Origin of the sequence: Nonomuraea pusilla, assembly GCF_900109355.1 — a bacterium.
In the GTDB taxonomy this organism is placed as follows: domain Bacteria; phylum Actinomycetota; class Actinomycetes; order Streptosporangiales; family Streptosporangiaceae; genus Nonomuraea; species Nonomuraea pusilla.
The window spans coordinates 431,482-452,992 of sequence record NZ_FOBF01000002.1 but is presented as its reverse complement, the minus strand read 5'-3'; the positions used below and the strand labels follow the sequence as shown (position 1 = coordinate 452,992).

Sequence of the window (21,511 nt, the reverse complement as noted above, 5' to 3'; positions counted from 1 at the left end):
CGGAAGAGGGTGAACGGCAGGTGGAGCATCGAGGCGACGCCGCCGCTGTGATCCGCGTCGTCCTGGCCGACGACGAGCAGCTGATCCGTTCGGGATGGACGGCCATGCTCGCCCTGCACGACGACATCGAGGTCGTGGGCGAGGCGGCCGACGGCCGCGAGGCCGTCGAGGCCGGCACGGGCGCGGACGTCGTGCTGATGGACATCCGCATGCCCCGGCTGAACGGCTTGGCCGCCACTCAGGAGCTGGCCCGCCGTTCCCCGGCGACGCGGGTCATCGTGGTGACGACGTTCGAGAACGACCAGCTCGTCTGGGGCGCTCTGCGCGCCGGTGCCGCGGGTTACGTGCTGAAGCGGGCGCCCCTGGACGAACTGGTGGAGGCGGTCCGGCTCGTGCACTCCCGCAGCGCGGTGCTCTTCCCCGACGCGCTGCGCCGCATCGCCGGCCCGCACCACGGCAGGTCGAAGCCACGCGTGCCGGTGGAGCTGACTCCGCGCGAGCACGACGTGCTGCGGCAGATCGCGCTCGGGCGGAACAACGCGGAGATCGCGGCGACCCTGTACGTGTCCGTCGAGACGGTCAAGACGCACGTCCGTCACGTGCTGGACAAGCTGGACGCTCGCGACCGCACGCAGGCGGCGGTCATCGCCTACGAGCTCGGTCTCCTGTTTCCCGGTGCGGAGGAGCCTCTCATGAGAGCGGGCCCTTGTCCTTGAGGACGTAGCCGCCCCGGGTCAGCGGCGCGTCGGCGGCGGGGGCCATGCACTTGGTCAGCGGCGGCTGTCCCGGCGCTGTCGCCCCCGACAACCCGATCCGGCTGGGACCCTTGCCCTTGCCCTTGCCGGCGACGTAGAAGCTCACGCCCATGCGGACCTTCCGCTTCACCAGATCCTCCCACGGGCCGCCCGGGCTGGCCCGGACGAGGATTCCTGTGACGGTCGCCGTCGGGCCGCCGGTGGTCAGGCAGTCGACCTCGAGCTCTCCCCAGTTCACCAGCTGAGGCTTCCCTGGTTCGTCGACGGCGTGATAGATGCGCAGGCTACCCCAGGCGCGGGTGGGGAAGGCGGGGCTCTGCGCGGAGTACTCACCATGCGCGTCGACGGTGACCTGGACGTCGTTTCCCGGCGCCGGGAAGTACATCCGCGCCCATCCCTTGATGGAGGCGGTGGTGGTCGGGGCGGCTGGGACGTTCTCGGCCGGTGCGGCGGCGGCGGGGGCGACGGGGGCGACGCCCGTCGCGACCGTGGCGGCGGCCAGCAGCAGGGCTCCCGCCGCGCGATGCCAAGGGTTGATCATAGGAATCCCCCAACTGATGATTGTCTGAACCGATGCCACGACTGTCGTGGATGGCCGGGCTTCTCACCTCACTCGCCCGAGGGAGATCCGCGCGCCAACGTGGACGCGGCGCTCGAAGGGGGTCGGCTGCTGTGCATGCTGCGCGTCGGCCCGACGAGGATCCCGAGGATCCGGACGTCATCCAGTCCTGGCCCGAGGAACCGTGGCTGCGGGCGGCGGTGAGGGAACGTCCTGACGACACGCCCCTCCTGCCGATCCCACCCTGCAGCTGTACTGCGGCGGCGAGGCAGAGGAGGTCATCAAGCTCGAAGGCGTCGCCGACCTGGGCGCCGTGACGATCCCGGGCTGATCAGCCGGGGGAGTTCTCGGCCGGTGAGGCCCCCGCCGGCTGGCCGGGGGCCGGTGGTCCGCCGCCTTCAGGAGGGGCGGGTTCAGGCGGCGGGAGCGCTCTTCTCCTCGTCACGGGGGAAGAAGGGGAGCTCGACGCGGACGCGGTCGGCGGCCGCGAGGATCTTCTCCGCGTCGTCGACCGGCGGGTGGATCGCCTGGTTGATCCGCGTCTTGATCTCCTTGCCGTCGGCGCCGGAGGCCATCACCCTTCGGTCCCAGCCCCGGGTGAAGATCCCGCCGGCGCCGCCCAGGTCCAGGCAGGTGACGTACGGGCCGGGGGTGAAGTCGCGCAGTGGCACGCCGAGCAGGTCGGCCGCCGCGTTGTACCCGGCGACCTTGCCGAGCGGGGTGGCGTGCTGGCACGCCTGCATGACCGTGTGCTCGGCGTCGAACGCCGCCGCGGCGGTGTCCCCGGCGGCGAACACCTCGGGAAGGGCGCGCAGCCGCCGATCCACCGGTATCCGGCCGAGATGGTCGAGCTCGCCGCAGATCTGCCGGGTGAGCTCGCTGGCCCGCATCCCCACCGACCAGACCACCGCGTCCGCTTCGACCTCGGTGCCGTCGGACAGGACGGCGCGCCTTTCGCCGACCTCGGTCACCGTCGTCCCGAGACGGCGTTCGACGCCCAGCTCGTCCAGTGCCGCTTCGATCTCCTCCCGCGGGCCCGGGCCGAGCTGGTCCGCGACCACCTGCGACCGGTCCACCAGCAGCACCCGCCCCCGGGCGGCCAGCGCGGTCGCGGCCTCCAGCCCGGTGAACCCGGCGCCGACGACCACGGCCGTGTAGTTCTCCCGGCCGCGCAGACGGTCGGTGAGCCGCCGGGCCCCGTCGAGGGTGTCGATGTCGTAGAGCCTTTCGACGCCGGGCAGGTCGCGGGGCCGAACGAGCCGGCTGCCGGACGCCAGCACCAGGCGGTCGTAGCCGATCTCCTCACCGTCGGCCACCACGATGCGGCGGTCGGCGTCGATCGTGCTCACCGAGGCACGCAGGTGCCGGGCGCCGATCGGCCCGAGGATCCTGCGCAGCTCCACCTTGGCCAGGTCCGGCTCCGGCTCGTACAGGCGCGGCCGCAGGACCAGGTGCTCGTCCGGCGCGATGAGCGTGATGCGCAGGTCCGCGTCTCCGTCCGCCCGCTCGCGTGCCAGCGCCGCGCCCGCCGCGCTCCACACGCCCGCGAAACCGCCTCCGATGATCACAACGTGTGCCATCGTCTCGTCCTCCCTCAGCCTCACCCCGGGGGATCCGGGGGCGGCAGGGAGACAAGACAGCGGGCTCAGATGTGACCGATGTGGGCGAACTTCTCGGGATTGGCCAGTCTCCGCCACGTCGTGATCCGCCCGTCGGCGATCTCCACGGTGTCGAGCCAGACCAGCTCACCACCGCGGTAGGTCGCCAGGGCCGGCTGCCCGTTCACCTCGATGATCTGGAACGCGTCGGGGCGCCTGAGCTCGATCTGCCTGACCGCCAGCAGGGCGATCGGCTCGGCGCCCCGGACCGGCCTGCGCGCGGCGGTCACCTTGCCGCCGCCGTCGGCGACATAGACGGCCTCGGGATGCAGCAGCTCGACGAGCTCAGCCATGTCTCCCGCATCGGCGGCCGCTTTGAACGCCTTCAGCAGGCGTTCGGTCTCGGCCCTGGACGCCCGGGGCCGCTCCTTGACCGCGGCGACCCGCGCCCGCGCGCGGGAGGCGAGCTTGCGGCCCGCGGCGGGCGTGCCGCCGAGCACCCCGGCGATCCGGTCGAACGGGAAGTCGAAGACGTCGTGCAGCACCAACGCGACGCGCTCGGCCGGGGTGAGCGTCTGCATGACCACCAGCATCGCGGTGCTCACCGACTCGTCCATGAGCACCTGGGCGGCGGCGTCGGGCCCGGTCAGCAGCGGTTCGGGCAGCCAGGGCCCGACGTAGGACTCCCGCCGGACACGCGCCGACTTGAGCACGTTGTAGGACGCCCGGGCGGCCAGGGTCACCAGCCAGGCCCGCACATCGCGCACCTCGGACAAGTCCGCGGCGGCGGCGCGCAACCAGACCTCCTGCGCCACGTCCTCGGCCTCGGCCACACTGCCGAGGATCCGGTAGGCGGCCCCGAACACGGCGGGGCGATGCGATCGCCAGTCGGCCTCCGCCAACGGACCGGTCGCCTCCACCCCTCGGCCTCCCGCCCTTCTCGCATCAGCGCTCGACCGCCGATTCTAGACGCGTGGGCCCGAAGTGATCAGCGGAGATGATCCATCACGTACCGGGCACGTTCCTCCACGGTCACGCGGGGAAGTCGCACCAGCTCGTAGCCGTACTCGGCGTAGGTGGCGACCATGGACTCGTAGGTTCGTTCTGCCTCGGCGAGTGACTGCTTGCGTTCGGAGTCCTGCCGGTAGATCTCCGGCCAGGGCGGGGCGATGAACACGCGCGGATGGTAGCGGAACGTGCGGGCGGCGGTCTGAAGGTGGGCGGGGACAGGCCGGCCCTCAAGACGGAGGTAGCCCACGATGTCGGGGATGCCCCGGTCGAAGAAGACGGGCGCCGCCCGCGCCGCCGCGCTGCGGTACGAGCGCAGTTCCCAGCAGAGCATCAGCTCGGCGAACAGATCGGGATCGTTCCACGGCAGCGCGCGTCCTCCGATGGCCGTCTGGTCCTGGATGACGCCCCGCCCCGCTTCGTACGACCGTGAGAAACCCGCTTCCTCCAGGTGATCGATCAAGGTGGTCTTCCCGGACCCCGGCCCTCCGGTGATCAGGATGAAACGTTCCGCGTCCGCCGGCATGACGGGTGCAGCCCTCCTCGGATTCATGGGATCGACGTCCCGGAGGACGAAGGACGCGGCTCGGGTCTTCAGCGCTGACGACGGGCTGGTCACAGCCGGGCGGCCCACTCGTCGCCCGTGAGGACGTCGGCGCCCCTGGCCGGGAAGACGCGGTTGACGAGGAAGTCGTGCACGTCCGGTTCCCCGTCGGCGCAGGCGTCGCTGAGCACGGTCAGGCGGTAGTCGCGGTCGGCGGCGTCGTAGAAGGTCGCGGCGACCATCGCCCCGGTCGCGACACCGGTCAGCACGATCGAGTCGATGCCCTGGGCGCGCAGGAGCCGGTCGAGGTCGGTCCCCGAGAACGCGCTGGCGCGGCGCTTGAGGACGACGGGCTCACCCGGCAACGGCTCGATGCGCGGGTGCACGAGCGTCTCGGGGGTTTCCTCGTGGAACAGCGTCCCCGCCCCGTGCAAGGTGCTGATCAGCTGGTTTCCCGCTGGAATGTCGAGGCCTGAGGCACGGAGCCCGAACCGAATGAAGATCACCGGGATTCCGGCGGCTCTGGCCGCGGGGAGAACCCTTTCCACAACGGGGAGCACGCCGGCAGCGAAGGGGTAGTTGTCCACGATGCCCGTCTGCATGTCGCCGACGATGAGCGCGGTGGTGGTCATACGGACTCCTTGACTGTACGGCGTGCCATCGGCGATCTTCGCGGTCGCACCCTTGGCGCTGTTGTCGATCTCGTACGACGATAGTGGGGCAGATCCACATGGAGGACATCAGCCGCCTCGCAGGCGGCCGGAACCCCTGTGCGACGCCCGCGACAGGCGCCGGGTCAGCGCCCGGTCGAGCCGTCGATCAGTTCGCGGAGGATGTCGGCGTGCCCGGCGTGACGGCCGGTCTCCTCGATCATGTGGGTGAGCGCCCAGCGGACGCTGGGAGCGGGCCGTCCGTGCCGCGGCCGGGGGACCGGCGCGCCGAGCTCGACGCACCCGTCGAGCACGTCGTTCGCGCGCTCGACCGTCTCCCGGTAGCGGGCCACGACGTCGGCCACGCTGTCCGCAGGAGCGGCCTGGAACGTCGCCTGCCAGTCGGGGACGTCGTCGCCGAGGAAGATCGCGCGTTCGACGGACGTCAGGTGGTTGAGCAGGCCGAGCAGGTTCGTTCCCGACGGCACCGCGGCCGTCCGCGCCTGCGGTTCGGGTGCGCCCTCGACCTTGGCGGCGACCGAGGTTCGGAGGTAGTCGAGGAATCCGCGCAGGGTCTCGGTCTCGCCGCTCCCGGTCCGGGGCGGCGGGGTGTCGCCGCGGCGGTCGCGGCGCGGGATGCTGGGCACGGTGGGCTCCTTGCTTCGGCGGTCGCGGCGCGGGCCGCCGGGTCAGGCGGTGCGGCGGATCAGGAGGACGTGGTCGGTGACCTCGGCGGTGCGCCCGCCCGGTCCGGTCGCGACGCGGCGGGGCGCGTCGGCCCGCTCGACCGTCCAGGCCGTCGGGTCAAGACCGACACCGGCGGCGACCTCGTACGGGCCCGGGTACCTGACGTCGGGACCCTGGTTCCACGACCACGGCGCGGACGAGCCGTGGTCGACGACCAGCAGCCGCCCACCCGGGCGCAGCGCGTGCGCGGCGGAGCGCAGGACGGCCGCCCTGTCCAGGTCGAAGGGGGTGTGCAGGTAGTGGGCGCTGACCAGGTCGAACTCGCCAGGTGGGAAGGACTCCCGCAGGTCGTGCCGTACGGCGACGACCCGGTCGTCCAGGCCGCGTGCGCGGGCGAGGGCGGCGAGCCGCTCGACCGCCACGGCCGAGATGTCAGTGGCGGTGACGTGCCACCCCTGCCGGGCGAGCCACAGCGCGTCGCCGCCGTCGCCGCAGCCGAGGTCCAACGCGTCGCCGGGCGGCAGGTCCGTGATCGTCTCGGCGAGGCGGGCGTTCGGTCGCGGGTCGGCCGCCGCCGGCCGGGCCGCGTGGACGCCGTCCCAGAACGTGACCGCATCGGTGGTGCTCATCAAGACTCCTCCGCAGGTGTCGGTACGCGCTCAGTCTTGCCGGCCACGCCGAGATTTGGCACGGAAACTTGCGGTTCTGGCAAGATGGCCCCATGGACCGCAAGCCGGACGACGACATCCTCGAAGCGGTGGGGCCGCGGCTTCGCGCGCTGCGTCGCGACCGCGGCATCACCCTCGCCGACCTCGCGGCGACGACCGGCGTGTCGGAGAGCACGCTGTCCCGGCTGGAGAGCGGGCAGCGCCGGGCGACCCTGGAGCTGCTGCTGCCGCTGGCTCGTACGTACGACGTCCCGCTGGACGACCTCGTCGGAGCCCCGCGCACCGGCGACCCCCGGATCCACCTCAAGCCGATCAGGCGGTCCGGGATGATCTTCGTGCCGCTGTCCCGGCGACCGGGCGGGGTGCACGCGTTCAAGATGATCATTCCCGCCCGGCCGGAACCGCTCGAACCGACCCCGCAAACACACGAAGGCTTCGAATGGCTCTACGTGCTCGACGGCCGCCTGCGGCTCGTCGTCGGCGAGCGCGACCTGACGTTGCCGCCCGGCGAGGCAGCCGAGTTCGACACGTCCCTGCCGCACTGGCTGGGCACCGCCGACGGCGGCGCGGTGGAGCTGCTCATCCTGTTCGGCCAGCAAGGGCTGCGTTCGCACGTACGCACCGACCGGCCGTCCTGGCACGCCAGTGACGCTTCGCGATCTTGAGGGATCAAGGTCACATGGCGACGGCCACCGCCTGATCATCCGGAGTTTGTGAAGACAACCAAGGATCGTGCAGTGGCCGGCCGGTTCGGCCGCGTCGGACCACGTCGCGCCCGCCGGTGCGTACGTGCAGGGGCTGCTGCCACGCTGGACGCCGATCAGGTACGCGACGACGTCCGGGACTTCGTTGTCGACCAGTTCGGCCTGGACGCCGTGCTGATCGCAACTTCATGGCGGCCGGCCACATCTGTCACTGCAGGCAGCCGTGTCAGCCATCGGCGGGCGTTCGTGTTACTGGTTGTCCTCGAGGAGCTGCCGTGTGCGGGCGAGGAATGCCTGGCGGACCTCTTCTGGGTGCAGTATCTGGAGTGGTCGGCCGAGGCTGAGCAGGTAGCGGGCCAGGCCGTCGGCGTCTGGCCCGCCGATGTCGATGATCGTGGCGTCGTCGCCGTCCGGCTGGTGGACGCCGACCGTCAGTGGTACCAGCCTGCGGGCCTCATCGGCCGGTACGGCCAGGCGGATGGTCACCCGCACCGGGTAGGGCCTCAGCGCGACGCCCGTGCTGACCATCTGTGCCGGATCCGGCGGGTCGGGCAGGGCAGTGGCCTGCCCGGTGGCCGTGGCATCGATGATGCGATCCGTGCGGAAGGTGCGCCAGTCCTGCCGCGTCAGGTCGTAGGCGAGGAGATACCAGCGGCGGCCGGTGTAGATCAGCCGGTAGGGGTCCACTCGGCGGGTGGACGTCGTTCCGGCCCGGTCGCGGTAGGTCAACCGGGTGCTTTCGCCTCGCCGGCACGCGGTGGCCAGGTCGAGCAGCAGCGCGGGGGAGATCTGGCTGTCCTCGGGTCGTGCGGTGTGGGTGAACGCGGCGTCCAGCTCGCCGAGCCGGTCGGCGATCCTGGCCGGCAGCACCTGGCGTAGTTTCAGCAGCGCCGACAGGGCTGCCTGGTCGCTGCCGGAGACTCCGCTGAAGGCGGCGGTGCGCAGCCCGACAGCGACCGCGAGCGCCTCCTCCTCGTCAAGGATCAGTGGCGGAATGCTGGTTCCAGGCCCGAGGTGGTAGCCGCCCCATGGGCCCATCTCCGATTCGATGCCGTAGCCGAGTTCACGTAGCCGGGCGATGTCCCGGCGAACCGTCCGTTCGGCGACCTCCAGCTGGACGGAAAGATCAGCGCACGTCCAGGACCGCCGCGTTGACAGCAAAGACAGCAGCCGTAGCAGCCGTGCCGAGGTGTTGACCACGGCCAACAGTCTGCTCGATGACCAGGACCGTTTCTGACCGGGTCATCCCGTAACGTCGCCGGCACGGCCGAGAACTCCTCGGCCGAGAAGTCCATGACGACGACGATGACCTCCGCCAAGGTGCGTCAGATGACGGGCCCGGATGGTCGCACGTAACCGACGAGGGGCAGGACCCATGGAAGCACGCATGAAGAGCGTGGCGAATCCCGACGTGATCACAGCGATCCAGCATCTCCAGAAGGCGATTCACGCAGGTGGCGTCGACCCGCTCGTGCTTGAGCTGGTCCATCTGCGGGCCAGCCAGATCAACGGCTGCAGCCCGTGTGTGTTCGCCGGCGTCCAGTCGGCGAAGAAGCATGGGGAGACCGAGGATCGACTGCACAACGTGGTCACCTGGCGCGAGACCCCGTTCTTCACCGAGGCGGAGCGGGCGGCGCTCGCGCTGACCGAGGCCGCCACCCGGATCCAGGACGGCGCTCCGGGCGTGACCGACGAGATCTGGGACGCTGCTGCCACCCACTTCGACGAGAAGCAGATGTCCGCGATCATCCTGAACATCGCAATCACCAACTTCTTCAACCGGATCAACCACACGATCCGGGAGCAGGCCGGCAAGACCCGGTGAAGGCGGGCGGGCGTCATCCTCTCCAGAGGCAGCGGTGGCGAAGGACCTGATCGGCCGGCTCCACCGCTGACCGATCCAGCGCCACTTCCGGAGAGCCCCGTCCGGGGCTCCCACCTTCGGGTAACCGCCGACCACCATCCCTTCGGTGATCATCAGGGGCACATGACGATGAGCGACGAACTACTGGAACTGACCGTTACCGATGCCCGAGCCTGGCGGGAGTGGCTCAGCAGGCACCACGACAACTCGGCAGGGGTGTGGCTGGTCCTCGCCAAGCAGAACACGACCCGGCCCACCAGCCTGACCTATGACCAGGCGCTCGACGAAGCCCTGTGCCACGGCTGGATCGACGGTCGGCTACGACGGCGGGATGAGATCACCTTCTGCCGGCGCTTCACCCCTCGCGGAAGGCGAAGTGCCTGGTCAGCGCGGAACGTCTCCATCGTCACCCGCCTGATCAGCGAGGGCCGGATGCGTCCGGCCGGAATGACCGAGGTCGAACGCGCCAAGGCCGACGGCCGCTGGGACACGGCCTACGCGGGACAGACCGGCATCGAGGTACCAGCCGACCTGGCCGCCGCATTGGCCGCGAACCCCCAGGCGCAAGCCATGTTCGACATCCTCACCTCCCAGAACCGCTACGCCGTTCTCTATCGGATCGCGAACGCCAAACGCGCCGACACCCGAGCCCGCCGTATCACCCAGTTCGTTGACATGCTCGCCCGCGGCGAGGCGATCCACCCGCAGAAGCGCGCCCTCGGCAGTTGAATGCGGGCCCCTCCGATCCCACAGCTCAAGAACCCGTCATGGGCGCAGGCTCGGCTCACCAGCGGCAGTGCAAGAACAACGGCGGAGTTCACCGCGCCGCGGTCGAGTTCGAGGTCGTTGGCGAGGCCGTGCAGGTGGGGCACGGGTCAGGCAGCGCCACTACCTCGCCGCCACCGACTCCTCATCGGGCTGCATCTTCGCGCCGAGGCCCCCTGGACGCGTCGGCAGAGTGCCGCGCGACGAAATCTCAGAACCGGGTGCACAGGGCCGTGTCGAGCGCCCTCTCGACGTGCTCGTGGGCGGGCAGCGTGGCGGGCAGGTGGGTGACGGCGATGGCGGCGGCGCGCCCGTCCTCCGTCACCCCGTTGGAGGTGTAGTAGCCGGGGATGGCGCCGCCATGGCCCCACGCGGTGCCGCCGCAGGTCAGCTTGATGCTGCTCAGGCCGAGACCGTACCGGCTGCCGGCGCCGAGCTGCGGGGTGTCGACGGTGGTCCGCATCTGCTTGAGCTGCTGCGGCTTGAGCAGTTTGCCGTCGAGAAGCGCGGCGAAGAAGCGGTTGAGGTCGCTGGGGGTGGAGATCATCTGCCCGGCGGTCCACGCCTGGGACGGGTCGAACGTGGTGACGTCGGTCATCGGCTTGGCCGGGTCGTCGCGATGGTAGCCATTGGCGTGCGGCGCGGGAACGCCCTGGTCGCCGACATTCGGAAAGAAGGTGTGGCGCAGGCCGATGCGGTCGATCGTACGCTTGGTGATCTCCTCGACGGCCGGACGGCCGGTGACCTTCTCGATGAGCAGGCCGGCCACGATGTAGTTGGTGTTGGTGTACTGCCACTTGGCGCCGGGGGCGAACTGCGCCTTCTTCTTCAGCGCCATGTCCAGCAGGTCGCGGGGCTGGAAGTAGGTGTGCTGGAAGGGGAGGAAACCTTCGGCCATGAAGTCGGTGTACTCGGGCAGGCCGCTGGTGTGCTGCAGGAGCTGCCGAACGGTGATGCGCCGCCCGTCGATGCCTTCCCCGCGGAGCAGACCGGGCAGATACGTCTCGACCGGCTCGTCCAGCTTGACCTTGCCCTCGCCGACCAGTTGCAGGACGGTCACGGCGGTGAAGGTCTTGGTGTTGCTGCCGATGCGCACGTACCCGTCGGCCGGCGCCTTCTCCTTGCTCTCCAGGTCGGCGACCCCCGCGGCGTAGTCGTCCGCACGCCCGTCGCGGTCGCGCACGGACGCCAGCGCGGCCGGGAACTTGTCCTCGCTCACCAGTTTGTTCAGGGTGAGCTGGACGGGGTCCGGGCCCGGCGCCGCCTGCGCGGCCGGAGCTCCGAGGACGGTGGCGGCGACGGCGAGGGTGAGCACGGAAACGCCGGTCCGCCGACGGGAACGCGAAGTCATCATGCGGTAACGCTATGGGTCCTCATGGGGCCGCATCGATCCCGTAGGCCGCCGTTCCCCGATAGGGCCAGCACTACCGTGGACCCTCCGGCCGGCAGGCGCCGACTGCCGGGAACGGCTCACCCTCATCCGCGTCACGCATCCGCCGCAGGGCCCGGCGGCCATGAGCATGAGGGCCGGTGCCCGTCGGCACGTCTGATCTCGGCCAGTACGACGTGGGGCAGCCGCGTTTCGCGGACGTCGTCGCCCAGGGGGCCCGCATGATGGTCTCCGCGGGTCTCGATCGCTTGGTCGACGCATCCCAGGTACGCCAGCCGCAGGCCGATGCCAGGGCACGGCCGCTCACCCATGCCCAGGGTGAGCTCCAGGGCCGCAGCGCACTCGGCGATCGCGTCGTCCAAGCGGCCGGCGTCTCGCAGGACATGAGCGAGGGAGGCGCCCTGCAGGTCGGCGAAGGGCCGCCTGTGCCGGGAAACGCTCCCTTACGGCACGCGCCACCGGCACGACCAGCGTGATCGTGCCGGCACCGCCGGTGCCGGTCATGACCGTGAGCGCCCGCCCGGCTCGGGCCGTCAACGTGTCCGCCAGGCCGGCGACCAGTTCGACACGGCCGGTGGAGTCGGCCGGGCCGGGCGGCGACTGCGCCGGGACCTGCGTCAGCAGTGTCCGCAACCGCCACAAATAGCCCGAGTCAGAACGAGCGAGCGTAGCGGGTGGAACCGACAAGGCTCGCACCACGCAAGGATCTACGCTCGGGGCAGGCGCACTACCGCCCGTCCAACCCATCCGCGCCGAGATCGACGCCTTGTTCACCTGAGGCCGTGACCTGGCCGATGTCATCGAAGACCCTGCCCGGCCAGGCGCCCGCCTGATCGTCCGGACCGCCGTCGAAGCCGACGCGGACGCCTTCCTCTGCCGGGCCCCCTACCAGCGCTGCCAGTTGACGCAGGACAGCCGAAGCGAGTGCTGCGTCGAGCGCGCCGACACCGGTGAGATCCGCGACCGTGATCGCCCCAGCCGGCCGATCGACGGGCTTTTCGAGCAGGAGGCCCGCAGGCGTGTCGCCGGTGCCGGCGACGGACCCGGCGCGCACGGCGTGGCCGAAGTCCCCGTGGTCCAAGCACTGCTGGTGGTCGTCTGTCGCGATCAGTGCCGCGCGGGCGAAGAGCGCCGGTGGCAGCTCGTTCTTGTGCGGCATGTCGGTGCCGATGCCGGTCACGTGCGCGCCCTCGCGGACCTGGTCGGCCTGCAGGACCGGGACCGTGGCCGGCGTGGTGGTGATGACCATGTCAGCCGCGGCCGCCTCGGCGGCCGAGGCGGGCCGGGCGTGATGCCCGAGTGCCGTGAACTTCTCGCACAGCGACCGGGCCCTGTCCCGGCTGCGGCCGTGGACGAGCACCCTGTCGACGGGACGGAGCCTGGCCAGCCATTCGACCTGGAGGCGGGCCTGTTCGCCAGTGCCGAAGACGGCCAGGGTGGCGGCATCGGGCCGGGCCATGGCATGGGTGACCAGCGCGCCCGCTGCGGCGGTGCGCCAGGCGGTCAGCAGGCCCCGGTCGTCGAGGACCGCGCGGATCTGGCCGGTGCGGGCGCTGACGACGCAGACCAAGCCGTGGTTGGTGGGCAGGCCGGCTGCGGTGTTGCGGTAGAAGCCGGTGGCGACCTTGACGGTGAAGTCGGGCGCGCCGGTGACCCAGCCGGCCTTGACGTGGCAGTCACCGTCGTCGTCGGGGAACTGCAGGTGCAACGGTGGTGGCACCGTGGTGCGGCCGTAGGCGTGGGCGATCAGCGCGTCGCGGACGGCGGTGAGGACCAGTTCCGGGGTGGCGGCGCGCCTGATCGCGGCGGTGCCGAGGACGGGTGGGGTCATCGGCCCGCTCGCAGCCACCGGGCGAAGGCGTCCAGGCCCGCTTCGGGGTCGGCGCGGCCGACGCCGATACGGAACCGGTCGGTGGGGGTGAGGGTCAGCTCGGAGCGGTAGATGCCGGCGGGCAGCAGCAGGACGCCGGCCTCCTCGACCAGGCGGACGCAGAACTCCTCCACCCCTTCGGGGCCGAGGTAACGGGGGTAGGCGACGCAGCCGCCGTCCGGGGCCTGCCACTCGAAGAGACCGGCGAATTCGGCGAAGAACGCGTCGAACAGCGGCAGGTTGGCCGCGATGAGTGCCCGGTTGCGGTCCAGGATCGTCGCGCGTGCCTTGAGTGCGATGCGGGCCAGGACCTCGCTGGGGGCGGCGTTGCAGATGGTGGTGTAGTGCTTGGCCCGCTCCAGCCGGGACAGCAGTTCCCGGTCTCGGCAGGTGATCCAGCCGATCCGCAGGCCCGGCAGGCCGAGCGCCTTGGAGGTGACGTTCAGTGACAGGGCGCGCTCGGACAGGTCGGCGGCCTGCGGCAGAGTGCGGGCCGGGTCGCGTTCCAGGCCGCGGTAGACCTCGTCGCTGAACAGGTGGATGCCGCGCTCGTCGCACATGCGCGCCAGCTCGGTGAAGTCAGCCGCGTCGATGACCTTGCCCGTGGGATTGTTGGGAAAGTTCACCGAGACGACTCGGGTGTTGGGGCGGATCGCCGCTTTCACCTGGTCGAGGTCGAGGGCCCAGTCGCGGTCGGGGTCAAGGGCGACGCCGGTTACCTCGCACAGGGCGAGCGGCACGGTCTCGGCCGACTGGTAGTTCGGGGTCACCACCACCGCGTGGTCGCCCGTGTCCAGCAGGACGTTCATCGCAAGGTACAGGGCCTCCTCGGCGCCGGCGAAGCAGATCACGTCGGCCGCGTCCGCCCGCTCGTACATCCCGGAGATCACCTCGCGCAGGGCCGGGTCGCCGAAGGTCTCGGTGTAGCCCAGCGACAGGTTCTCGAACGCGGCGCGGTCCTCGTCGCCGGCCAGGGCGAGCAGTTCGCCGAGGGACATGGTCTGGACGTCGGAGGCGGTCATGTGGTGGCGCGCGGTGAACTCCCACCGGGAGAAGTAGGTCTCCAGGCGGAAGTCGGGCAGTCGGGTCATGCTGTGTGGTCCTTTGCGCTGGGTGCTCTGAGTTCGGCCAGCAGGCCGTAGAGAGTGGATCGGGAGATCCGCAGCGCGCCGGCGACGGCGGGGGCGGCGCGGCGCACGGCGAAGACCCTGGCCTCGTCCAGCCGGGCGAGGACGGCCAGGCGATCGGCGCGGGTGAGCCGCTCGACGGGACGGCCGCACTCGCGTACGTACGCGCCGACGATGTGCTGGACGCGCTCGTTCCAGTCCTGCTCGAACAGCGGCTCCGGCCGGGGCGTGGTCGGGGCGCCGAACGCGGACAGCACGGCTGCGGCCTGCTCCAGCGGCGTGCGGTCGAGATTGACGCACAGCACCGCGGTGGCCTTGCCGTCCGGGTCGCGCAGGACGGCGCTGACCGACGACAGGCGACGGCCGTCGGCGAGCAGTTTCTCGTAGGGCCCGAACACGTCTCGCGCCGATGGGTCCAGCGCGTCCAGTTCGCCCAGCAGCGAGGGATCTCCTGGACCGCGCGAGCCCATCGGATTCCAGATCGCCAGGATCCGGTCGGCGTCCGGGTCATGCAGCACCACCTCGGCGTAGGGGCCGAGCAGCAGTGCGACGGCCTGGCCGACGGGCCCCCACGTCCGCACCCTCGGATCCACGCTCTCTTCGACATCCTCCACGCCGTGGACTATATGTCCATTCTGGACCAAGAGTCCACGGCGGCACCCTCACGAACGTACAGTTGCGAGAGAATCCGGGCATGGACCATGGGCCTGCGCCACGACGCCGGACTGAAGGACCGCACCGCGTCCACGCCGGTCCCTTCAGGCGCCTCACCACCGGGGCGAACCGGTGACCGCCGGCGGCGCCCCTGACCGCACCTCGGTGCCGGCGCTGGTGTTCGTCGCGTTGGTCGTCGCGGTCGTCGGCAGTCTCGGGGCGCCGCTGATCACCTCGGTGGCGGGCGCGTTCGACGTCTCGCTGGCGGCTGCCCAGTGGACGCTCACGGCCCCGCTGCTGGTCGGCGCGGTAGCGACGCCGGTGCTGGGTCGCCTGGGCACGGGCCCGCGCCGCCGCCGGGTCGTCCTGGCCACTCTGACGGTCGTGGTGGCGGGCAGCCTGCTGACGGTGGCGCCGCTGCCGTTCGGCTGGCTGCTGGCCGGGCGGGTGGCCCAGGGTGCGGGGCTGGGGCTGATGGCGCTGCTGATGGGCGTGGCCCGCGACCACCTGCCGCCGGTGCGCTCCGGCCCGGCCATCGCGTCGCTGTCGGTGGCCTCCATCGCCGGCGTCGGCGTCGGGTACCCGCTCGCCGGGCTGCTGACGGACGTGGCGGGGCTGCGCGCGGCGTACGGGCTCGGCCTGCTGATCACCGTGGCCGCGCTGGCCGCCGCCTGGTGGTCGGTGCCGCAGCCGCCGCCCGGCCGCTCGGCGGCGGTCGACGTGCCGGGGGCGGTGCTGCTGGGCACCGGTCTGGCCGCCCTGCTCCTGGCGATCAGCCAGACCTCGGTGTGGACCCGCCGTCCCGAGCTTGCCGTGGCGCTCCTGGCGGCCGCGGCCGTGCTGGTCGCCGCCTGGGTGCGCCGCGAACGCCGATGCGCGGCCCCGCTGGTGGATCTGGCTCTGCTGCGGGATCCCGCCGTGGCGGGCGCGAACGCCGTCATGCTGCTCGGCGGCGTCGGCATGTACCTGCTGCTCACCCTGGTCACCCGGTACGTGCAGACGCCCGGGTCGGCGGGTCACGGGTTCGGCGTCGACGTGTTCGTCGCGGGCCTGGTGCTGGTGCCGTTCTCGGCACTGGGCTTCGTCGGCGGCAAGCTGGTGCGTCCGCTGCGCCGTCGGCTGACCGCGGCGGCGGTGCTGGCGTGCGGCGGCACGGCGGTGCTGGCGGCGCTGGCGCTGTTCGCGCTGGCCCGCGGCCAGCTGTGGCTGTCGTTCGCGGTGATGGGCATGCTCGGGCTGGGCGTCGGCGTCTTCTCCGCGGCCATGCCCGCCGTGATCCTCGCCGCCACCCCGGCGGAGGAGACCTCCAGCGTGATGAGCTTCAACCAGGTGGTCCGCAGCGTCGGATTCTCGATCGGCAGCGCTCTGGGCGGCCTGACCCTGGCCGCGAACACCCCGGCCGGCTCGGTGTTCCCCACCGACGCCGGATACACGGCGGCCTCCTGGCTGGGTGCGGCGGCGATGGCCGTCACCGTCGCCGCCGCGCTCGCCCTCAGCGGCGTCAGGAGCTCGTGAGGATGACGAGTCGCTGGGTCGCGCGGGTCATCGCGACGTAGCGGTCCACCGCTCCTTCGACGCCGTCGCCGAACGCCTCCGGGTCGACGAGGACGACCAGGTCGAACTCGAGCCCCTTCGACAGCTCAGGAGTCAGTGACCGCACGCGGGACGTCGGCCGGAACGTCGGATCGCCGATGACGCAGGCCACGCCGTCGGCGTGCTCGGAGAGCCAGGCGTCGAGGACGGCGTCCAGGTCGGAGGCGGGCCGGTGCGCGACGGGTACGCCGCCTCGGCGGATGGAGGTCGGCACGTTGGCGTCCGGGAGCACGGCCCGGATGACCGGCTCGGCCTCCGCCATGATCTCTTCGGGTGTCCGGTAGTTGATGGTCAGGGACGCGAGGGTGATCCGGTCGAGCCCGATGCGTTCGAGCCGTTCCTGCCACGACTCGGTGAACCCGTGCCTGGCCTGGGCGCGGTCCCCGACGATGGTGAAGCTCCGTGACGGGCAGCGGTGCAGCAGCATCTGCCACTCCGCGTCGGTGAGCTCCTGGGCCTCGTCCACGACGATGTGCGCGAACGGGCCGGCGAGCAGGTCCGGGTCGGCGGCGGGCAGCGCGGTCTCGTCCACGAGGGAGTCGCGCAGGTCCTGCCCGCGCAGCATCGTCACCAGGCCCTCGCCGTCGTCGTCGGCTTGGAGCAGGTTGTCGACGACCCGCGTCATGTCCTCGCGCTGGGCGGCGAGGGAGGCCTCGCGCCGGCGACGGGCCCGCGACGCCTCCGGGTCGCCGAGCCGCCGGCGGGCCGCGTCCAGGAGCGGCAGGTCGGACACCGTCCAGGCCTGGGCGTCCGCGCGCTGCAGCTTCCTGACGTCGTCGGGGCCGAGCCAGGGCGCGCACATCCGCAGGTACGCGGGCACCGACCACAGGTCTCCGACGAGGTCCGCCGCCTCGATCAGCGGCCACGCGCGGTTCAGGGCCGTGAGCAGTTCCCTGTCGCGCAGCAGCGACGTGCGGAGCAGGTCGGCCGGGACGTCCTCGTCGTGCTTGTCCCGCAGGATCGCGACCAGTTCGTCCAGGATCCGGTCGCGTGCCTCGTTGTGCGGGGTGCCGGGCTCCGGCGCCTCGAACGCCTCGGCCCAGTCGTCGGCGCTCAGCCAGACGTCGGACCAGGGGGTCGTGACCGTCATGCCCTCGGCGGGCGGGTTCTCGTAGAACCTGACGGCCGGCTCGATCGCCTTCACCAGGTCGGCGGACGCCTTCAGGCGGGCCACGTCCGGGTCGGTCTCCGTCGCCGCCGTGGCTCCTTCCTGGACGAGGTCGCGCAGAGTGCAGGTGCGCACGCCCTCCTCACCGAGGCTGGGCAGGACGTCGGCGACGTAGGCCAGGTAGGGCTGGTGGGGGCCCACGAACAGCACGCCGCCCCGGCCCCGGCCGACGCGGGGGTCGGAGTAGAGGAGGTAGGCGGAGCGGTGCAGGGCGACGACGGTCTTCCCCGTGCCGGGGCCGCCGTCGACGACGAGGGCGCCGCGCGACCCCGCGCGGATGACGGCGTCCTGGTCGGCCTGGATGGTGGCGAGCACGTCCCGCATCCGGGGCGAGCGGCTGCCGCCCAGGGTGGCGATGAAGGCGGACTGGTCGTCGAGCGCCGCGTGCCCCTCGAACCCGTCCGGGGTGAACACCTCGTCCCAGTAGTCGCTGATCCGGCCGCGGGTCCAGCGGTACCTGCGGCGGCTCGCCAGGCCCATCGGGTTGGCGTGGGTCGCGCCGAAGAACGGCTCGGCCGCGGGGGAGCGCCAGTCGAGCAGCAGCCGGCGGCCCGCGCCGTCCGTGAGGCCGAGCCGGCCGACGTACACGGGTTCGGGGTCGTCCGCGAGGACCATCCGTCCGAGACACAGGTCCAGGCCGAAGCGGCGCAGCGCGCGCAGCCGGCCGGACAGCCGGTGGATCTCCAGGTCCCGCTCCAGCGCCTGCCGGCCCGCGCCGCCGGGCGCCCTGCGTTCGGCGTCGAGGCGGGCGGACAGCTCGGCGATCGTCTGTTCGAGACTCTCCGCGACGGCCGTGAAGTGGCCCTCGTCCCCGGCGATCAGCGCCGGGTCGGCCTTGGGGGAAAGACGTTCGGGAAGGTCGAACGCGCTGGTGGTCAGGGGGTTCATGTGATCAGCTCCGATATGGGGTCGCTCGCGACCCGTCACGCGCGCGAAGGCGTCGGTTTCCGCAGGTGGTGGGCTCGGCCGACGATTGTGCGGCACGACCAGGGTCTTGCCGCAAGCCCCCCGGTGCGCTATAGCTTGAGAGTGGAAAGGAGCGGACATCCCCTTTCCCCTCGCCAGGCGGTTCCCGCGGCCACCACGGTGACCCCGGCCCGCACCGGGCCCGTCCGGTCCTCCGTCACACCGGACCCCTCGCGTGATCATCGCTCCCAGGAATTGTCGATATCCTCTTGCCTTCGAAGTAGGCGACGGGGAAGACTTCGGGGCCGGATCAACATGGAACAAACGCCAACTCAACGTCGCCCTGCGCACACTTCTCCCAGTCCGGCCCGAGAGGAAGAGGTGTCAGCCATGACGGGCACCAAGAAGATCACCCCGCCGGCGTGCGCGCTGGCCCAGGAGCTCGAGACGTACGCCGGCCAGTGGTCCGAGCGCACTGGCATCGCGCTGGAGACCTGGGCGCTGCCCGCCGCCGACGTGCCCGAGCGGGTCACGCGGGGCGTCCTGGCCGTGCTGCACGAGGCCCTCGCCAACGTCGAGCGGCACAGCGGCGCGAGCAGCGTCTCGCTCGCCGTGACCGTCGGCAAGAGCGGGCTGCGCATGACCATCAGCGACAACGGCGCGGGCTACACCAGCGCCGACTCCGGCAGCGGCTTCACGGCGATGCGCGACGCGTTCGCGGCGATCGGCGGGAACCTGTCCATCCACAGCGTCCCCCGCGAAGGCACCACGATCAGCGGCACCGTCTCCGACCTGCGCTGACCGGGCCGGTCGGAGATGAGGCGGCGCAGCGCGGGCACCCCGGCGGCCCGGCCGCTCCCCAGGCCGGGAGCAGCGGCGCCAGGCAAGGTCAGGGCGGCGGTCGCCGTCCTGATCGCCGCCTGCGTCGCCGTGTCCGCCTGCGGCGCGGGCTCACCGCGCCAGGGCGGCGCGTCCCCGGCGGCGTCCCCGTCGGTGTCCACGGCCGCGTCCACCCCAGGGCCGCTGGCCACCACGACCGCCCCCGCGCTCGTCACCACTCCCGCGAACTGCCCCGTGACGTCCCGGCACGACGACGGGTTCCGGGCCGCCACCGCCTCGTCAGGGTGGGAGCTCGCGTGGCTGGACGACGCCCCCGAGGAGACGTCGCTGCGCGCGGGCGCCGCCACCGCCGACGGCGCCCTCTGGGCGCTGTTCGTCCGGGCGAGTGGCGCGATCGAGCCGCGCCGTTGGCACGGCGGGGAATGGCGGGCGCCGCCCTCGGCTCCCTCCTCCCAGGAGGTCAGAGCGCTCGGCGCCGCGTCCGCCGACCGCGCCTGGGTGGTGGTCACCGCCGACGGCGCCCCCGCCCTCACCGTCTGGGACGGCACCGCCTGGCGCGCCACCCCGCTCGGCCTCGGCGCCTACACGGGGGCCGGCCCCGTCGCCGCCGGCCCCTGGCTCGCGCTGAGCACAGGCTCGACGCGCTGGGACGGCGCCGCCTGGCGCTCCGCGCCGCTGCCCCTGCACGTCAACGCCCTGACCGGCCCCGGCGACGAGCCGTGGGCGATCGGCTTCGCCGACCCGATGGACCCCGACGCGTCGTCCGCGCTCGCCCGCTGGACCGGCGCCGCCTGGCAGTCCGTGCCGGTGCCCGCGCTCGGCCTGCCGCCCGACGCCGAACCCGTGCACGCCGACCAGGGCCGGACCGTGGTGAAGTCCGTCGTGCGCACCGGGCCGCAGGAGTGGTGGGCGCTCGGCTCATTCCAGTGGATGGAGCACGAGCACATGGACGGGGAGGACATCTTCCCCGGACGGTCCGTCGCGCTGCGGCTCGCCGGCGGGACGTGGACGTGCGTGGTGGGCGCCTCCTGGCCCGACGGCTGGAAGGGCTTCACCGCCGCCGCCCCCGACGGCAGGGGCGGGCTGTGGGCGGTGAGCGTCCCGGACGAGCTGTGGCACCTGTCGGAGGGCCGCTGGACGCGCGAGCGGCCGCCGGTGCGGAGAGGCGGGCGGGCGAGCGTCGAGGACCTCGTGGCCCGGCCCGGCACCGGCGAGCTCTACGCGCTCGGCTCGATCGGCACCCAGCCGTACGGGGAGGACTCCCGCGCCGCCCTCTGGCGCCTGCGCCCCTGACGAGCCCATGACGCTTACCCGGGCTCACCTGGGGGAACGCCAAGCCCAGGCTGCTTACCCGGCCCCGCCTGCGGGAACGACCCCGAGGAGCGGCAGGGGGAGGGAACCGTTGAGGCTGGCAGGTGCACGCGTGCTCGTCACAGGGGCGTCGTCCGGCATCGGGGCGGCCACGGCCAGGGCGATGGCGGCGTCCGGCGCGCGGCTGCTGCTGACCGGACGCGACCCCGGCAGGCTGGCCGCCGTCGCGGCCGAGGTCGGCGGCGAGGCGCTGACCGCCGACCTCGTCACCGAGGCCGCCGCGCTCGCCCGCTGGGCGGGACCGGTGGACGTCCTGGTGAGCGGCGCGGGGGCGGGCTGGGCCGGCCCGGTCGCCGCGATGCCCGACGGGGCCGCCGCCCACCTGATCGCCGCGAACCTGACCGCCCCCGTCGAGCTGACCAGGCTCCTGCTCCCCGCCATGATCGAACGCGGCCGGGGCCACCTCGTGTACGTCTCCTCCATCGCCGGGGCCGTCGGCGTGCGCGACGAGGCCGTGTACTCCTCGGCCAAGGCCGGGCTGATCGCGTTCGCCGAGAGCCTGCGCTACGAGCTCGACGGCATCGGGGTGTCCGTCGTGCTGCCCGGCGTCGTGGACACGCCGTTCTTCGCGCGGCGCGGCGTCCCGTACGCCAGGCGCCGGCCCGCGCCCATCCCGGCTGAGCGGGTGGCCCGCGCCGTCGTGGCCGCCGTGGAGCGGGGGCGCGCCGAGACGTACACGCCGGGCTGGCTGCGCTTCCCGGCCCGGCTGAGAGGGGCCGCGCCGGGGCCGTTCCGCGCCCTGGCCTGTGTCTTCGGCGGCTCCGGCCGCCGCTAGCGGCGCGGTGGCACG

The 21,511-nt window shown here is 72.3% G+C and carries 20 protein-coding genes and 2 pseudogenes; 9 read left to right on the top strand and 13 right to left on the bottom strand.

The features are described from left to right. The first annotated feature begins 20 nt into the window (after positions 1 to 20). The gene (locus BMX74_RS05000; RefSeq protein ID WP_236714594.1) at positions 21 to 716 is read left to right on the top strand and encodes a response regulator transcription factor; all 696 of its coding nucleotides are present in this window, start codon (positions 21 to 23) and stop codon (positions 714 to 716) included. On the opposite strand, the gene BMX74_RS04995 is transcribed toward BMX74_RS05000, so the two are convergent. From BMX74_RS04995 to BMX74_RS04965, 7 genes are all read right to left on the bottom strand, one after another. Then, positions 691 to 1,296, bottom strand: coding sequence for a hypothetical protein (locus BMX74_RS04995; RefSeq protein WP_091098602.1), 606 nt, complete (start codon positions 1,294 to 1,296; stop codon positions 691 to 693). The two genes, BMX74_RS05000 and BMX74_RS04995, sit on opposite strands and share 26 nt — an antisense overlap. Positions 1,297 to 1,727: 431 nt before the next feature. Next, on the bottom strand, positions 1,728 to 2,894 hold the full coding sequence (locus tag BMX74_RS04990; RefSeq protein WP_091098894.1) for an NAD(P)/FAD-dependent oxidoreductase: 1,167 nt from the start codon (positions 2,892 to 2,894) through the stop codon (positions 1,728 to 1,730). 65 nt (positions 2,895 to 2,959) lie between these two features. Beyond that, positions 2,960 to 3,832, bottom strand: coding sequence for an RNA polymerase sigma factor SigJ (gene sigJ / locus BMX74_RS04985; protein ID WP_055501816.1), 873 nt, complete (start codon positions 3,830 to 3,832; stop codon positions 2,960 to 2,962). Positions 3,833 to 3,900: 68 nt separating this feature from the next. After that, complete coding sequence (locus tag BMX74_RS04980; RefSeq protein ID WP_091098601.1) at positions 3,901 to 4,446, bottom strand: AAA family ATPase; 546 nt, start codon at positions 4,444 to 4,446, stop codon at positions 3,901 to 3,903. A gap of 89 nt (positions 4,447 to 4,535) precedes the next feature. Next, on the bottom strand, positions 4,536 to 5,096 hold the full coding sequence (locus tag BMX74_RS04975) for a cysteine hydrolase family protein (RefSeq protein WP_091098598.1): 561 nt from the start codon (positions 5,094 to 5,096) through the stop codon (positions 4,536 to 4,538). 164 nt (positions 5,097 to 5,260) lie between these two features. Next, positions 5,261 to 5,752: a DinB family protein gene (locus BMX74_RS04970; RefSeq protein WP_420538115.1), complete on the bottom strand. Its 492-nt coding sequence runs from the start codon at positions 5,750 to 5,752 to the stop codon at positions 5,261 to 5,263. Between the two features lie 51 nt (positions 5,753 to 5,803). Then, positions 5,804 to 6,430: an SAM-dependent methyltransferase gene (locus tag BMX74_RS04965; RefSeq protein WP_055501812.1), complete on the bottom strand. Its 627-nt coding sequence runs from the start codon at positions 6,428 to 6,430 to the stop codon at positions 5,804 to 5,806. A gap of 92 nt (positions 6,431 to 6,522) precedes the next feature. On the opposite strand from BMX74_RS04965, the gene BMX74_RS04960 reads away from it, so the two are divergent. After that, positions 6,523 to 7,134 (top strand): helix-turn-helix domain-containing protein, encoded by a 612-nt coding sequence (locus tag BMX74_RS04960; protein ID WP_091098596.1) that lies wholly within the window; start codon positions 6,523 to 6,525, stop codon positions 7,132 to 7,134. A gap of 288 nt (positions 7,135 to 7,422) precedes the next feature. Here BMX74_RS04960 and BMX74_RS04955 read toward each other — a convergent pair whose 3' ends face one another. After that, complete coding sequence (locus tag BMX74_RS04955; protein ID WP_091098892.1) at positions 7,423 to 8,373, bottom strand: helix-turn-helix transcriptional regulator; 951 nt, start codon at positions 8,371 to 8,373, stop codon at positions 7,423 to 7,425. 175 nt (positions 8,374 to 8,548) lie between these two features. Between BMX74_RS04955 and BMX74_RS04950 the strand changes: the two genes are divergently transcribed. Together BMX74_RS04950 and BMX74_RS04945 are read left to right on the top strand one after the other, a co-directional pair. After that, positions 8,549 to 8,998 carry a carboxymuconolactone decarboxylase family protein gene (locus tag BMX74_RS04950; RefSeq protein ID WP_091098593.1) on the top strand — a complete coding sequence of 150 codons (450 nt, stop codon included), beginning with the start codon at positions 8,549 to 8,551 and terminating at the stop codon, positions 8,996 to 8,998. Positions 8,999 to 9,160: 162 nt separating this feature from the next. After that, on the top strand, positions 9,161 to 9,766 hold the full coding sequence (locus BMX74_RS04945; protein ID WP_218153879.1) for a YdeI/OmpD-associated family protein: 606 nt from the start codon (positions 9,161 to 9,163) through the stop codon (positions 9,764 to 9,766). 247 nt (positions 9,767 to 10,013) lie between these two features. Here the strand turns inward: BMX74_RS04945 and BMX74_RS04940 are convergent, their stop codons facing one another. Then, positions 10,014 to 11,156 (bottom strand): serine hydrolase domain-containing protein, encoded by a 1,143-nt coding sequence (locus tag BMX74_RS04940; protein ID WP_091098591.1) that lies wholly within the window; start codon positions 11,154 to 11,156, stop codon positions 10,014 to 10,016. A gap of 781 nt (positions 11,157 to 11,937) precedes the next feature. Between BMX74_RS04940 and BMX74_RS46585 the strand changes: the two are divergent. Next, positions 11,938 to 12,087, top strand: a pseudogene (locus BMX74_RS46585) (IS256 family transposase); the annotation flags it as partial. A gap of 27 nt (positions 12,088 to 12,114) precedes the next feature. On the opposite strand, the pseudogene BMX74_RS04930 reads toward BMX74_RS46585, so the two are convergent. The 3 genes and pseudogenes from BMX74_RS04930 to BMX74_RS04920 form a co-directional block, all read right to left on the bottom strand. After that, positions 12,115 to 13,023, bottom strand: a pseudogene (locus BMX74_RS04930) (ornithine cyclodeaminase family protein); the annotation flags it as partial. Further along, entirely contained in the window at positions 13,020 to 14,153 is a 1,134-nt protein-coding gene (locus BMX74_RS04925) for an aminotransferase class I/II-fold pyridoxal phosphate-dependent enzyme (RefSeq protein ID WP_055501808.1), read from the bottom strand. The gene BMX74_RS04925 and the pseudogene BMX74_RS04930, both read right to left, overlap by 4 nt. Next, positions 14,150 to 14,803: a helix-turn-helix transcriptional regulator gene (locus BMX74_RS04920; protein ID WP_091098585.1), complete on the bottom strand. Its 654-nt coding sequence runs from the start codon at positions 14,801 to 14,803 to the stop codon at positions 14,150 to 14,152. The genes BMX74_RS04925 and BMX74_RS04920 overlap by 4 nt, the downstream gene beginning before the upstream one ends. Positions 14,804 to 14,975: 172 nt before the next feature. On the opposite strand from BMX74_RS04920, the gene BMX74_RS04915 reads away from it, so the two are divergent. Then, positions 14,976 to 16,358, top strand: coding sequence for an MFS transporter (locus BMX74_RS04915; protein WP_091098583.1), 1,383 nt, complete (start codon positions 14,976 to 14,978; stop codon positions 16,356 to 16,358). Here the strand turns inward: BMX74_RS04915 and helR are convergent. Next, positions 16,345 to 18,492: an RNA polymerase recycling motor ATPase HelR gene (gene helR, locus BMX74_RS04910; protein WP_091098580.1), complete on the bottom strand. Its 2,148-nt coding sequence runs from the start codon at positions 18,490 to 18,492 to the stop codon at positions 16,345 to 16,347. The two genes, BMX74_RS04915 and helR, sit on opposite strands and share 14 nt — an antisense overlap. A 408-nt stretch (positions 18,493 to 18,900) precedes the next feature. On the opposite strand from helR, the gene BMX74_RS04905 reads away from it, so the two are divergent. The 3 genes from BMX74_RS04905 (at position 18,901) to BMX74_RS04895 (ending at position 21,496) form a co-directional block, all read left to right on the top strand. After that, a complete protein-coding gene (locus BMX74_RS04905) occupies positions 18,901 to 19,311 on the top strand; it encodes a sensor histidine kinase (protein ID WP_055501804.1) in 411 nt (136 codons plus the stop codon). A 15-nt stretch (positions 19,312 to 19,326) separates the two neighbouring features. Next, positions 19,327 to 20,643 carry a hypothetical protein gene (locus BMX74_RS04900; protein ID WP_091098578.1) on the top strand — a complete coding sequence of 439 codons (1,317 nt, stop codon included), beginning with the start codon at positions 19,327 to 19,329 and terminating at the stop codon, positions 20,641 to 20,643. A 130-nt stretch (positions 20,644 to 20,773) separates the two neighbouring features. Then, the gene (locus BMX74_RS04895; RefSeq protein ID WP_236714592.1) at positions 20,774 to 21,496 is read left to right on the top strand and encodes an SDR family NAD(P)-dependent oxidoreductase; all 723 of its coding nucleotides are present in this window, start codon (positions 20,774 to 20,776) and stop codon (positions 21,494 to 21,496) included. Positions 21,497 to 21,511 lie beyond the last annotated feature (15 nt).